Origin of the sequence: Lysobacter sp. TAF61 (genome assembly GCF_052113485.1) — a bacterium.
GTDB lineage: Bacteria > Pseudomonadota > Gammaproteobacteria > Xanthomonadales > Xanthomonadaceae > Lysobacter_J.
Map to the genome: position 1 here is coordinate 40,591 of NZ_JBFRDH010000001.1, position 12,196 is coordinate 52,786.

At 69.7% G+C, this 12,196-nt stretch carries 14 protein-coding genes; all 14 read left to right on the forward strand.

The genetic code is table 11. From position 1 onward, the window contains the following. Window positions 1-8 precede the first annotated feature (8 nt). The 14 genes from fliG to flhA all read left to right on the forward strand — a co-directional run bounded on the left by fliG (window position 9) and on the right by flhA (window position 12,145). Window positions 9-995 (forward strand): flagellar motor switch protein FliG, encoded by a 987-nt coding sequence (gene fliG, locus AB4Y64_RS00225; RefSeq protein ID WP_441815197.1) that lies wholly within the window; start codon window positions 9-11, stop codon window positions 993-995. After that, on the forward strand, window positions 992-1,627 hold the full coding sequence (locus AB4Y64_RS00230) for a FliH/SctL family protein (protein WP_441814451.1): 636 nt from the start codon (window positions 992-994) through the stop codon (window positions 1,625-1,627). The genes fliG and AB4Y64_RS00230 overlap by 4 nt, the downstream gene beginning before the upstream one ends. Next, window positions 1,624-3,021, forward strand: a complete 1,398-nt coding sequence (gene fliI, locus AB4Y64_RS00235) for a flagellar protein export ATPase FliI (RefSeq protein WP_441814452.1) — start codon at window positions 1,624-1,626, stop codon at window positions 3,019-3,021. The genes AB4Y64_RS00230 and fliI overlap by 4 nt, the downstream gene beginning before the upstream one ends. Window positions 3,022-3,026: 5 nt before the next feature. Next, window positions 3,027-3,494 carry a flagellar export protein FliJ gene (locus AB4Y64_RS00240; RefSeq protein ID WP_441814453.1) on the forward strand — a complete coding sequence of 156 codons (468 nt, stop codon included), beginning with the start codon at window positions 3,027-3,029 and terminating at the stop codon, window positions 3,492-3,494. 125 nt (window positions 3,495-3,619) lie between these two features. Continuing rightward, window positions 3,620-4,612: a flagellar hook-length control protein FliK gene (locus tag AB4Y64_RS00245; protein ID WP_441814454.1), complete on the forward strand. Its 993-nt coding sequence runs from the start codon at window positions 3,620-3,622 to the stop codon at window positions 4,610-4,612. Window positions 4,613-4,754: 142 nt separating this feature from the next. Further along, window positions 4,755-5,261, forward strand: a complete 507-nt coding sequence (locus tag AB4Y64_RS00250) for a flagellar basal body-associated FliL family protein (protein WP_441814455.1) — start codon at window positions 4,755-4,757, stop codon at window positions 5,259-5,261. Continuing rightward, complete coding sequence (fliM, locus tag AB4Y64_RS00255; protein WP_441814456.1) at window positions 5,258-6,265, forward strand: flagellar motor switch protein FliM; 1,008 nt, start codon at window positions 5,258-5,260, stop codon at window positions 6,263-6,265. The genes AB4Y64_RS00250 and fliM overlap by 4 nt, the downstream gene beginning before the upstream one ends. Beyond that, window positions 6,262-6,597, forward strand: coding sequence for a flagellar motor switch protein FliN (gene fliN / locus AB4Y64_RS00260; RefSeq protein WP_441814457.1), 336 nt, complete (start codon window positions 6,262-6,264; stop codon window positions 6,595-6,597). The genes fliM and fliN overlap by 4 nt, the downstream gene beginning before the upstream one ends. Beyond that, on the forward strand, window positions 6,594-6,980 hold the full coding sequence (gene fliO / locus AB4Y64_RS00265; protein WP_441814458.1) for a flagellar biosynthetic protein FliO: 387 nt from the start codon (window positions 6,594-6,596) through the stop codon (window positions 6,978-6,980). Before fliN ends, fliO begins: the two co-directional genes overlap by 4 nt. Further along, window positions 6,977-7,825, forward strand: coding sequence for a flagellar type III secretion system pore protein FliP (gene fliP, locus AB4Y64_RS00270; RefSeq protein WP_441814459.1), 849 nt, complete (start codon window positions 6,977-6,979; stop codon window positions 7,823-7,825). Before fliO ends, fliP begins: the two co-directional genes overlap by 4 nt. 13 nt (window positions 7,826-7,838) lie before the next feature. After that, window positions 7,839-8,108 carry a flagellar biosynthetic protein FliQ gene (locus tag AB4Y64_RS00275; RefSeq protein ID WP_441814460.1) on the forward strand — a complete coding sequence of 90 codons (270 nt, stop codon included), beginning with the start codon at window positions 7,839-7,841 and terminating at the stop codon, window positions 8,106-8,108. 8 nt (window positions 8,109-8,116) lie between these two features. Then, window positions 8,117-8,911: a flagellar biosynthetic protein FliR gene (fliR, locus tag AB4Y64_RS00280; RefSeq protein WP_441814461.1), complete on the forward strand. Its 795-nt coding sequence runs from the start codon at window positions 8,117-8,119 to the stop codon at window positions 8,909-8,911. Between the two features lie 16 nt (window positions 8,912-8,927). Next, on the forward strand, window positions 8,928-10,079 hold the full coding sequence (flhB, locus tag AB4Y64_RS00285; protein ID WP_441814462.1) for a flagellar biosynthesis protein FlhB: 1,152 nt from the start codon (window positions 8,928-8,930) through the stop codon (window positions 10,077-10,079). Next, window positions 10,076-12,145 carry a flagellar biosynthesis protein FlhA gene (flhA, locus tag AB4Y64_RS00290; RefSeq protein ID WP_441814463.1) on the forward strand — a complete coding sequence of 690 codons (2,070 nt, stop codon included), beginning with the start codon at window positions 10,076-10,078 and terminating at the stop codon, window positions 12,143-12,145. The genes flhB and flhA overlap by 4 nt, the downstream gene beginning before the upstream one ends. Window positions 12,146-12,196 lie beyond the last annotated feature (51 nt).

A 12,196-nucleotide genomic window follows, 5' to 3' on the forward strand; every position in this document is an offset into this window, starting at 1 on the left:
CGATGCCCCTGTCCGGCGTCCAGCGTGCCGCGATCGTGCTGCTGTCGCTCGGCGAGCAGCAGGCGGCCGAGGTGCTCAAGCACATGGGCGCCAAGGAAGTGCAGAAGCTCGGCGTGGCGATGACCTCGGTCGGCGGCGTCTCGCGCGATGATGTCCTGCGCGTGTTCGACGATTTCGTCGACGTGCTGGCACAACCGAGCGCGCTTGGCTCGGGCGCCGACGAATACGTGCGCGCGGTGCTGACCCAGGCGCTGGGCGAGGAACGCGCCAGCAGCCTGATCGACCGCATCCTGCTCGGCCGCAACACCTCCGGGCTCGACACCCTCAAGTGGATGGAACCGCGCGCCATCGCCGACCTGGTGCGGCTGGAACACCCGCAGATCATTGCCATCGTGATGTCGCACCTGGACGCGGACCAGGCCGCCGAAGTCCTCAAGTGCCTGCCCGACCGCGTCCGCGCCGACGTGCTGGTGCGCATCGCCACCCTCGACGGCATTCCGCCGCACGCGCTGAACGAACTCAACGACGTCATGGCGCGCCAGTTTGCCGGCAGCCAGAACCTCAAGTCGTCCTCGGTCGGCGGCATCAAGGTGGCGGCCAACATCCTCAACTTCATGGACTCGGGCCAGGACGAAATCATCCTGGGGGCGATCGGCCAGGTCGACGGCGACCTGGGTGGACGCATCCGCGACCTGATGTTCGTGTTCGACAACCTTTCCGATCTCGACGACCGCTCGATGCAGGCCGTGCTGCGCGACGTTCCCAGCGACCGTCTCGCGCTGGCGCTGCGCGGCGCCGAAGCCAAGGTGCGCGAGAAGATCACCGGCAACATGTCGCAGCGCGCCGCCGAGATCCTCATCGAGGACATGGAGGCCCGCGGCCCGGTGCGCCTGGCCGAAGTCGAAGCCGCGCAGAAGGAGATCCTGTCGATCGTGCGCCGGATGGCCGACAGCGGTGAGATCCAGCTGGCGGCCAAGACCGAGGCATTCGTATGAGTGCCCAGGCCGTGTCGTTCGACGTGGTGCGCTGGAATGCTCCTGGCCTGGCGACGGGCCTGGCGCCGCTGGTCGAAGATCAGCCGGTACTGCCCGCGCCACCCAGCGTGGAGGAGTTGCAGGCGCTCGAACGCGCGGCCCAGGCCGAAGGCTATGCGCGTGGCCACGCCGAAGGCCTTGCCGCGGCGCAGGACGAAGTGCGCCGCACGATGGCGCAGATCGAGGGCATCCTCGACGGCTTCACCCGGCCGCTGGCCCGGCTCGACGGCGAAGTGGCCGATGCCCTGGCCGACCTTGCCGTGCGCATCGCCGGCACCCTGCTCGGCCGCGCCTATATCGCCGATGCCACCCTGCTTGCCGACCTCGTGCGCGAAGCGCTGGATGCGGTCGGCAGCGGCAGCCGCGAGATTGAACTTCGCCTGCACCCCGACGATTTCGGCGTGCTCGCCCCGCACCTGGCCGGACTCGACGGCGTGCGATTGACCATCGACGGCACGCTCGGCCGCGGCGAACTGCGCCTCAACAGCGAGAGCGTGCGCATCGACGGCACCCTGGCCGCGCGCCTGCAGTCGGTGCTCGATGCCGCAGTGCTCGATGCCGCGCTGGTATCCAACCCGGAGGCCGCGCCATGAGTCAGGTCGCCGCTGCCCATTGGCAGGAAGCACGCGGCCTGCGCCTGGCCTCGCGCCTGGCCGCGGCCAATCCGCAACCGGCCTCGCTGGGGCTGGCGCGCGAAGGCGTGCTGCGCCGCGCCGTGGGTCTCACCCTCGAGGCCTCCGGCTGCAGTGCGCCCCTGGGCTCGCGCTGCCGCGTCGAGACCGCCGGTGGCCGCTGGGTCGAAACCGAAGTCGTCGGCTTCGCCGGCGACCGCACCTTCCTCATGCCCACCGCCAACCTCGAAGGCCTGCTGCCGAACGCGCGCGTGGTGCCGACGCGGCGCCGCGGCGAAGTCGCGGTCGGCGAAGGCCTGCTCGGTCGTGTGATCGACAGCGATGGCGTGCCGTTCGACGGTCGCGGGCCGCTGCGCGCCGAGCACTGGGTCGGCCTGGGCGGTGTCGCGATCAATCCGCTCATGCGCGAGCCGATCACGCGTTCGCTCGACGTCGGCGTGCGTGCGATCAACGCCCTGCTGCCGATCGGACGTGGCCAGCGCATCGGCCTGTTCGCCGGTTCCGGCGTCGGCAAGTCGACACTGCTGGGGATGATGACCCGCTACACCGCCGCCGACGTCATCGTCGTCGGCCTGATCGGCGAGCGCGGCCGCGAAGTACGCGACTTCGTCGAGAGCACCCTGGGCGAGGAAGGCCTGCGCCGATCGGTGGTGGTCGCCGCGCCGGCCGATCGCCCGCCGCTGGCGCGCCTGCACGGTGCGCTGCGTGCCACCGCCATTGCCGAGTGGTACCGCGACCAGGGCCTGCACGTGCTGCTGCTGATGGATTCACTGACCCGCTTCGCCCATGCCCAGCGCGAGATCGGCCTGTCGGTGGGCGAGCCGCCCACCACCCGCGGCTACCCACCATCGGTTTTCGCCAAGCTGCCGCAGCTGGTGGAACGGGCCGGCAACGGCGCCGAGGGCAGCGGCTCGATCACCGCGTTCTATACCGTGCTCACCGAAGGCGACGACCAGCAGGAACCCATCGCCGATGCCGCGCGCGCGATCCTGGATGGCCACATCGTGCTGACCCGTCGCATCGCCGATGCCGGCCAGTACCCGGCAATCGATGTCGAGGTCTCGGTCAGTCGCGTCATGCAGGACATCACCGACCCGGCCTGGCGTGAGCGCATCCGCAAGCTCAAGCGCCTGATGGCGGCCTACTCGGCGCAGCGCGACCTGATCGCCATCGGCGCCTACCAGCGCGGCAGCGATCCGTCCGTCGACGAGGCCATGGCCCGCTGGCCGGCGATCCAGGCCTTCCTCGGCCAGGACGTCGCCGAAGCTTCCGACGTCGACGCCAGCCGCGCCGCTCTCGCGCGCCTGCTCGACGGCACCGACACCTCCTCCCTGCCGATGATCCTGGAGACCTGATCCACATGCGCTCGCAACGGCTCGACCCGCTCATCAAGGTGGTACAGCAACGCCAGGACAAGGCCGCACGCGAGGTCGCCGAGCGTGAGCGCGAGCTCGCCGCGCAGCAGGAGCGGCTGGATGCCCTGCGGCGCTACGCCGAGGAATACGCGGCCGCGCCGACATCGACCACCATCGTGCCGGCGCTGCTGGTCAACCGGCTCGCATTCCGCGAACGGCTCAATGCCGCGGTCGTGCAGCAGGCCGGTGTCGTCGACAACAGTCGCCGCGTCAGCGATGTCGAACGCGCACGCCTGATGCTGGCCAGCCGCGAGACCAAGGTGCTCGAACAGCTGGCCGACAGCTACCGCGCGCAGGAGTCGAAGGACGCCGAACAGCGCGTGCAGCGCGAGCTCGACGACATCGGCGGTCGCGCCGCCCGCGCCGCGGCGGTTGCCGCCGAAACCGCCGACGCCGCGGAAGCCAAGAAGTGATCGGAGCGGCCGCCAGCGTTCCGTCCGCGCCTGCGCCGCCGCCGGCCACCGCGGGCAATCCTGCCCGCCCGGGTCCTGCCGATGCGACAAGTGCGGGCGCTGTGGCCGAGGGCTCGAATGCGCCCGTGAAGAACGGTGCGAAGACGGACGGCGGCAAGGACGCAAGCGCAGTCAACGCGTCGGCGAAGCGCGACGCAGCCGCGGACGGTGCGACCGGCGATGCCGAACCGGAGAGCGACTTTGCCGGGATGCTGGCCGCCAAGACCGAAGCGCCTGCCGCAACCGTCGCCGCACCTGCACCGCGCGATGCGGCCGTCGCCGGCCCCGAGGACGCCAATAGTTCCCTGCCTGATCAATTACTTGCACTGCTTTCCGGAAGTCTTGTCGCACCCGTTGTGACGAATGCGCCGGCGACTGCCGCGCCGGCGCCTCCCACCGACGCCGGCACATCCAGGTCAATGCCGGCGACGCCTGCGGCCGCGATGCCCTTCGCCTTCGCCTCCACGCCCACCACGACCGCCTCCACCGACGCCAGCATCGCGCTGCCCGTCGTGACCGAACTCGCCGCCGCGGCGCTCAACGGCGACGGCGATGTTGCCGCCATCGCCGTCGATGCCTCACCGTTCGACAACACCCTTTTCGCCGCCATGGCTCCGTCCGCATCGCCACTGCGCGCCGACGCGGCCGCGACCGTGCCGGGCCCGCCGCTGGCGTTGCCCGACAACCCCGATGCCGGCTTCGGTGACGGCATCGGCGCACGCATCGCGTGGATGGCCGAGCAACGCGTGGGGCATGCCGAGATCCGTCTCAATCCCGAGCATGTCGGTCCGATCGAGGTGCGCGTGCAACTGGACGGCACGCGCGTCAACGCCGAATTCCACAGCGCCCACGCCGATGTGCGACAAGCGATCGAAGCCAGCGTGCCGCGCCTGCGCGAGATGCTCGGCCAGCAGGGTCTGCAGCTGGGTCATGCCGACGTCGGCCAGCGCAACGCCGGCCAAGGCCAGCGCCCGATGCCCGCCGGCCGCGACAGCGATGTGGAAACGGCGGGCGCGCGACCGTCAGTACTCGCTGCACCGGTCGTGCGCAGTCGCGGGCTGCTCGACGAGTACGCCTGATCGGCGCACGTACCACGTCAACACACCGGCGCGACCGGGTTCAGTTTCCCGTCAAAACCCCGACACCACCCCGGCAACGCCGCGCCATCGTCGCGGCACACCGCTTGCACGGACTCTGGCATAGCCCCCAGGAGCGCCGTTCGTGCCAGCCCCCAGTTCCCAATCCCCAGTGTCGAGCCAGCGCCCGCGCGAAGAAGGCGGCAAGCGCAACTGGCTGATGATTGCCATCGTCCTGCTTGCCGCGGCCGGCGGCGGTGGCTGGTGGTGGCAGCAACAGCAGGCCCAGGCCGCCACGCCGGCAGCACCGCAGGCCGAGTCCCCCGTGCGCGCGGCGGCGCAGTACTTCGCCATCGAGCCGGCGTTCGTGGTGAACCTGGCCGACGAGAACGAAGTGCGTTACCTGCAGGCCGACGTGCAGCTGGTCACGCGTGATCCAGCCACCCTGGCCGCGTTCGAAACCCACGCCCCGGCAATCCGCAACCGGCTGCTGCTGCTGTTCGGCCAACAGTCCTCGGTGCGGCTGGCGCAGCGCAGCGGCAAGGAACGCCTGCAGGAAGCGGCGCTGTCGGAAGTGCGCCAGCTGCTGAAGGCCGAAGGCGCACCCGACAAGGTCGAAGCGGCCATCTTCACCAGCATGGTCACCCAGTGATGAGCGCGGACCTGCTCTCCCAGGACGAGATCGACGCGCTGTTGCATGGCGTCGACAGCGGCGTGGTCGAGACCGAGCCGCCGCCGGCGCCGGGCGAGGCGCGCAGCTACGACTTCGCCAGCCAGGACCGCATCGTCCGCGGCAAGCTGCCAACGCTGGAGATGATCAACGAACGCTTCGCCCGCACCTGGCGCATCGGCCTGTTCAACCTGCTGCGGCGCTCGGCCGACCTGTCGGTTCGCGGCATCGACCTGGTCCGTTTCGGCGAGTACATGCACTCGCTGCAGGTACCGACCAACCTCAACCTGGTCAAGATGAAGCCGTTGCGCGGCACCGCGATCGTGATGTTCGAGCCGCGCCTGGTCTTCACCGTGGTCGACAACTTCTTCGGCGGCATGGGCAAGTACCCGGCCAAGATCGAAGGCCGCGAGTTCACCCCGACCGAGATGCGGGTGATCCAGCTGCTGCTCAAGCAGACCTTCGCCGACCTGGTCGATGCGTGGGCGCCGGTGATGCCGGTGGAGTTCGAGTACCTCAATTCGGAGGTCAACCCGCACTTCGCCAACATCATCAGCCCACGCGACTACATCGTCGTCAGCCGCTTCCATGTCGAGCTCGAGGGCGGCGGCGGCGAACTGCACGTCGCCCTGCCCTACGCGATGCTCGAACCGATCCGCGAACAGCTCGATGCCGGCGTGCAGAGCGATCGCGTCGAGAAGGACGAAAGCTGGACGCGCGCCATGCGCCTGCAGTTGCAGGACGCTGAAGTCGAGCTGAGCTCGGCGATCGCGCGCCGCCAGATCAGCCTGCGCGAACTGTCGCGCCTGCGCGTGGGCGACATCATCCCGATCGAGCTGGCCACCAGCGTGCAACTGCAGGTGGAGCAGATGCCGCTGTTCTCCGGCGAGTTCGGCATCCACAACGGCCGCAATGCCATCAAGGTCACGCAGGTGCACGCCGCGCGGACCATTCCCACCCTCGACTCACTCACGGCGACGCCATGAACTCCGATCTTTCCGCAGCACGAGCCGCATTCGATCCGCTGACCGCCGATTCCGGCTTCGGCAATGGCACCGACCTGAACCTCGACGTGATCCTCGACGTCCCGGTGTCGCTGTCGTTGGAAGTCGGTCGCGCCCGCATCCCGATCCGCAACCTGCTGCAGCTCAACCAGGGTTCGGTGGTCGAACTCGAGCGCGGCGCCGGCGAACCGCTCGACGTCTACGTCAACGGCACGCTGATCGCGCAGGGCGAGGTGGTCGTGGTCAACGACCGCTTCGGCGTGCGCCTGACCGATGTGGTCAGCCCGGCCGAGCGGATCAAGAGGCTGCGATGAGCGCCGCGCACGCAGCCCAGGCCGCCCACGCCGCCGTGGCGGCGACGCCGGTGGCATCGCCGGCCAGCGCCGGCAGCATCGGCGGCGCGGTGTTGGCGCTGATGCTGGTCATCGGTCTGATCTTCGCCCTGGCCTGGCTGGCCAGGCGCATGCCTGGCATGGGCGGCGCCAGCAATCCGGCGCTGCGCATCGTCGGCTCGCTTGCGCTGGGCCCGCGTGAGCGCCTGGTCGTGGTCGCCGTCGGCGAGACCCAGTTGCTGCTCGGTGTCGGCGCCGGTGGCACGCGCACGCTGCACACCCTCGACGCGCCGCTTCCGCTCGCCACGCCCGCCACGCCGGCCTTCGCGCAGTTGCTTGCGCAGCATTTCGGAAAGAAAGCATGAGTCGCGACAAGATCCTCCGCTGGTCACTGCGCGCGATCGCGAGCCTGCTGGTTGCAGCGGTGCTGACGATCACCACGGGCACCGGCACTGCCAATGCGCAGTCGCTGCCGTCCACGCCTGCATCGGTCGGCGCTCCGACGGCGGCCGCGCCGGTGGCTGCAGCGCCGTCGCGTTCCCTGCCGTCGGTCACGGTGGGCAAGATCGGCGGCGAGCCGGTGAGCATGCCGCTGCAGGTGCTGGCGCTGATGACCGGCATCACGCTGCTTCCGGCGGCGCTGATGGGCATCACCGCCTTCACCCGGATCATCATCGTGCTGAGCCTGCTGCGCCAGGCACTGGGCACCGGCCAGACACCGGGCAACCAGGTGCTGCTGGCGCTGGCCCTGTTCCTGACCGCGATGGTGATGATGCCGGTGTTCGACCAGGCCTGGGCCGCGGGCATCGCGCCGTACCTGGACAACACCCTCGACTTCAAGAGTGCCTGGGCCGCCGCATCGGAGCCGTTCCGTGGCTTCATGTTCGCGCAGGTGCGGCAGAACGATCTGATCACCTTCGCAGGCCTGTCGCACACTGGTCCCTATGCCACGCCGCAGGACGTGCCGTTCAGCGTGCTCGCCGCGTCGTTCCTGACCAGCGAGCTCAAGACCGCGTTCGAGATCGCATTCCTGGTCTACATCCCGTTCGTGATCATCGATCTGGTGGTGGCGAGCGTGCTGATGTCGATGGGCATGATGATGCTGTCGCCGATGCTGATCTCGGCGCCGTTCAAGATCCTGCTGTTCGTCCTGGTCGACGGCTGGGTGCTGGTCGTCGGCTCGCTCGCCGCCAGCTTCAACCCGGTCTGACGGGGCGACGACGATGAGTCCTGAAGTCGCCCTCGGCGAGATCGCCCGCGGCCTGCAGATGGCGATGCTGCTTGGCGCCCCGCCGCTGCTGGCGGTGCTCACCATCGGCGTTGTGGTCGGCGTGCTGCAGGCCGCCACGCAGATCAACGAACCGACGATTGCCTTCGTGGTCAAGGCGATCACGCTGATCGCGACGCTGGCGCTGACCGGGCACTTCCTGCTCGGCCGCATGGTCGCATTCACCATCGACCTGTTCCACCGCATCCCGCAACTGATCGGTTGATCGCAGGCATGGACGCCGACACCGTCACCCTGGCCTCGGCCACCGGCCTTGACCTGTTCGCGATGCTCGGCACGGTGCTGTGGTACGCGATCAGGATTGGCGCGGCGGTCCAGGTGCTGCCGATGGTCGGCGGTCACGGGCTGCCGGCGCGGGCGCGGCTGATGATCACGCTGGCGCTGGCGGCGGCCATCTCGACCGTGCTGCCAACGCCGCCGGTCATGGCCGTCGACGCGGCCACCGTGCTCGGCGTGATGCGCGAGTTCGCCGTCGGCATTGCCATCGGCCTGATGCTGCGCCTGGCCTTCGAGGCCGGGCAGTTCGCCGGCGAGCTCGTCTCCCAGGGCATGGGCCTGTCGTTCGCGACCATGGCCGATCCGCTCAGCGGCGCGTCCTCGCCGGTGCTGTCGCAATGGTTCTACCTGGTGTTCGGCTTGTTGTTCTTCAGCTTCGATGCCCACCTGGCGCTGGTGCGACTGCTCGCTGACAGCTATGCCAGCCTGCCGATCGGCGCCGCGCTGCCGGACACCCAGGCCTTCCTGGCCGCCGTGCCCACCTTCTTCACCACCTGCCTGCGCGCCGGCGTGTTGCTGGCGCTGCCGGTGGTGATGGCGCTGCTGGCGGTGAACATCGCCTTTGGCGTGCTCGCCCGCGCGGCGTCGCAGTTGAACCCGATGGCGATCGGCCTTCCGGTGTCGCTGCTGGTCGGCCTGTTGCTGCTGATGATGCTGTCGCGCGAGCTGCAGGCGCCGGTGCAGCACCTGTTCGACGACGCCTTCAACGCCGCCCGCGGCCTCACCCGATGAGCTGTGGCGGGCCGCGATGAGCAGCGAAGACCAGGAAGACCGCACCGAACAACCATCACAGAAGCGCCTGCGCGAGGCGCGCGAACGCGGCGACGTGCCGCGATCGCGCGAGCTGGCCAATGTCGCGGTGCTGGGCTGCGCGGTGATCGCGCTCAAGGCAACCGGCGGCCATATCGGCGCGGCATCGCGCGACTGGCTGCGCGCCGCGTTGAGCTTCGACCGTGCACTGATCGATGCGCCGGACCGGCTCGTGCCGCACGCCGCCAGCCTCGTCGCGGGCCTCGCCCTGCCAATGCTGCCGCTGGTGCTGGCGGCGCTGGCCGCGTGCGTGATCGCGCCGATGGTGATGGGCGGCCTGCGCTTCGCCGGTCAGTCGCTGCAACCGGATTTCAACCGCCTCAACCCGATGACGGGCCTGGGCCGCATGTACGGCCGCGAAAGCCTGGCCGAGGTGCTGCGCTCGTTGCTGCGCGTACTGCTGATTGGCGGCATTGGCACGTGGGTGGTGCACCGCGCCTTCAACTCGCTGCTGGCGATGCCGCACGCGTCGCTGGAAGCGGCTGTGGCCCAGGGCGTCGACCTGGCGTCGACCGCGCTGCTGGCGATGGTCGCCGCGCTGGGCGCGCTGGCCGCCATCGACGTGCCGTGGCAGCACTTCCAGTACCGCAGCAAGCTGAAGATGACCAAGCAGGAGCTGCGCGACGAGGCCAAGGAGTCCGAAGGCAACCCCGAGGTCAAGGCACGCGTGCGCCAGGTCGCCCGCGAGATGTCGCGCCGCCGGATGATGGAGGCGGTGCCGGGCGCCGATGTGGTGGTGATGAACCCGACCCACTACGCGGTCGCACTGAAGTACGCCGCCGGCCGCATGCGCGCGCCCACGGTCGTGGCCAAGGGCGTCGACGAAATGGCCCTGGCCATCCGCGCCGTGGCCGAGAAGAACCGGGTCGCCGTGGTCGAGGCGCCGCCGCTGGCACGCGCCTTGTATCGGCAGGCGCAGGTCGACCAGGAAATCCCGGTGAAACTCTACGCCGCTGTCGCGCAAGTGCTGTCCTACGTGTACCAGCTCAAGGCCTGGGTGCCTGGCCGCGGCCCGATGCCGTCGCTGGCGACGGTCGATGTCGGCGCCGACGGCGCCGTCGACGAAGCCGACAAGGGCGACGCCCGATGAACGAGCAGGCCCGCCCTTCTGCCGCCGGCTGGATGAACGCCATCCGCGACGGCGCCGCCGCGCCGCTGGTGGTGATGGCGATGCTGGCGATGGTGGTGGTACCGCTGCCGCCGCTGCTGCTGGACGCACTGTTCACCATCAACATCGCGCTGTCGCTGGTGGTGATGCTGGCGGTGGTCTACGTCAAGCGGCCGCTGGAGTTCTCGATCTTCCCCAGCGTCCTGCTGATGGTCACCCTGCTGCGGCTGGCGCTGAACGTGGCCTCCACGCGCGTGGTGCTGCTGCACGGCCATGAAGGCGCGGGCGCCGCCGGCCATGTGATCGAATCGTTCGGCCAGTTCGTCATCGGTGGCAGCTATGCGGTCGGCCTGGTGGTGTTCGCGATCCTGACCATCGTCAACTTCGTCGTCGTCACCAAGGGCGCCGGTCGCATCTCGGAAGTGTCGGCGCGCTTCATCCTCGATGCCCTGCCCGGCAAGCAGATGGCGATCGACGCCGATCTCAACGCCGGCCTGCTGACGCGCGAGGACGCCAAGGCGCGCCGCCAGGAAGTCCGCGAGGAAGCCGACTTCTACGGTTCGATGGACGGCGCCAGCAAGTTCGTCCGCGGCGACGCCATTGCCGGCATCCTTATCCTGGCGATCAACCTGGTCGGCGGCATGCTCATCGGCGTGCTCCAGCACGACATGGCCTTCGGCGAGGCGGTCAGGACCTACACCCTGCTCGCGATCGGCGACGGCCTGGTCGCGCAGCTGCCGGCGCTGCTGGTCGCCACCGCGGTGGCGATGCTGGTCACCCGCTCCACCGGCGAACAGGAGATGGGCGCGGCGGTGTCCAAGCAGGTCTTCGGCCAGCAGCGCGCCCTCACCGTCGCGGCGCTGCTGATGGCGCTGGTCGGCATCGTGCCCGGCATGCCGAACGTGCCGTTCCTGTTGCTGGCGGGCATCCTCGGATTCGCCGCCTGGAAGCTGCGGCAACGCGCGCAGGCCGAGGCGCAGGCGCCCGCGCCGAGCGCCGCCGCAACGCCTTCTCCGAATGCCGAGCTGAGCTGGGACGAGATCCGCCCGGTCGAGCCGCTGGCACTGGAAGTGGGTTACCGCCTGATCGCGCTGGTCGACAAGGCCCAGGGCGGCGAACTTCTGGCGCGGCTCAAGGGCGTGCGCCGCAAGCTGACCCAGGACCTGGGCTTCCTGGTTCCGGCCGTGCACGTGCGCGACAACCTGGAACTGGCCCCCGGCCAGTACCGCCTGCTGGTGCACGGCGTGCCGATCGCCAGCGGCGAGCTGCATCCCGACCGCGAGCTCGCGCTCGATCCGGGCCGTGTGTTCGGACCGCTCGAGGGCATCCCCGGCAAGGACCCGGCCTTCGGCCTGGATGCGGTGTGGATTCCGCCGGGCCAGCGTGCCCATGCCGAATCGCTCGGCTACACCGTGGTCGACGCCGCCACCGTGGTCGCCACCCACCTGTCGCACCTGGTGCGCGAACGCGCCGCTGAACTGCTCGGTCACGAGGAAGTGCAACACCTGCTGACGGGTCTTGGACGCAGCGTCCCCAAGCTCGTCGAAGATTTGACGCCAAAACTGCTGCCGCTGTCGGTGGTGGTGAAGGTGCTGCAGTCGCTGCTGGCCGAGCGCGTGCCGGTCAGGCAGATGCGGCAGATCGTGGAAGCGCTGCTGGACCACGGCGCGCACACCCAGGACCCGGCCCTGCTCACCGCCGCGGTACGCACCGCGCTGGGGCGCTTCATCGTCCAGGAACTCAATGGCATGGCCGCCGAGCTGCCGGTCTACACGCTGGCGCCGGCTCTGGAACGGGTATTGCAGGACTCCGTCAGCGGCCAGGGCGCCGCGCTGGAACCCGGACTCGCCGAGCGGCTGCATCAGAACCTCAGCGAGTGCGTGACCCGCCAGGAAGGCCGCGGCGAACCCGCGGTGCTGCTGGTACCGGGCGGGGTCCGCGCGACGCTGGCGCGGCTGGTGCGGCACAGCGTTCCCTCGCTGTCGGTGCTGGCCTACGGCGAGGTCCCCGAGGACAAGCGCCTGCGCCTGGTTGGTGCGATTGGTTAGTTCGACAGATGTGCCCTGAGACAGACGTGGCGTCGGCGTTCCGGCGCGGCA

Bases quoted from the DNA above. Each gene is read 5' to 3' on its own strand.
- AB4Y64_RS00230 (WP_441814451.1), top strand. From the start codon at position 992: ATGAGTGCCCAGGCCGTGTCGTTCGACGTGGTGCGCTGGAATGCTCCT.
- fliI (WP_441814452.1), top strand. From the start codon at position 1,624: ATGAGTCAGGTCGCCGCTGCCCATTGGCAGGAAGCACGCGGCCTGCGC.
- AB4Y64_RS00240 (WP_441814453.1), top strand. From the start codon at position 3,027: ATGCGCTCGCAACGGCTCGACCCGCTCATCAAGGTGGTACAGCAACGC.
- fliN (WP_441814457.1), top strand. From the start codon at position 6,262: ATGAACTCCGATCTTTCCGCAGCACGAGCCGCATTCGATCCGCTGACC.
- fliO (WP_441814458.1), top strand. From the start codon at position 6,594: ATGAGCGCCGCGCACGCAGCCCAGGCCGCCCACGCCGCCGTGGCGGCG.
- fliP (WP_441814459.1), top strand. From the start codon at position 6,977: ATGAGTCGCGACAAGATCCTCCGCTGGTCACTGCGCGCGATCGCGAGC.
- AB4Y64_RS00275 (WP_441814460.1), top strand. From the start codon at position 7,839: ATGAGTCCTGAAGTCGCCCTCGGCGAGATCGCCCGCGGCCTGCAGATG.
- fliR (WP_441814461.1), top strand. From the start codon at position 8,117: ATGGACGCCGACACCGTCACCCTGGCCTCGGCCACCGGCCTTGACCTG.
- flhB (WP_441814462.1), top strand. From the start codon at position 8,928: ATGAGCAGCGAAGACCAGGAAGACCGCACCGAACAACCATCACAGAAG.
- flhA (WP_441814463.1), top strand. From the start codon at position 10,076: ATGAACGAGCAGGCCCGCCCTTCTGCCGCCGGCTGGATGAACGCCATC.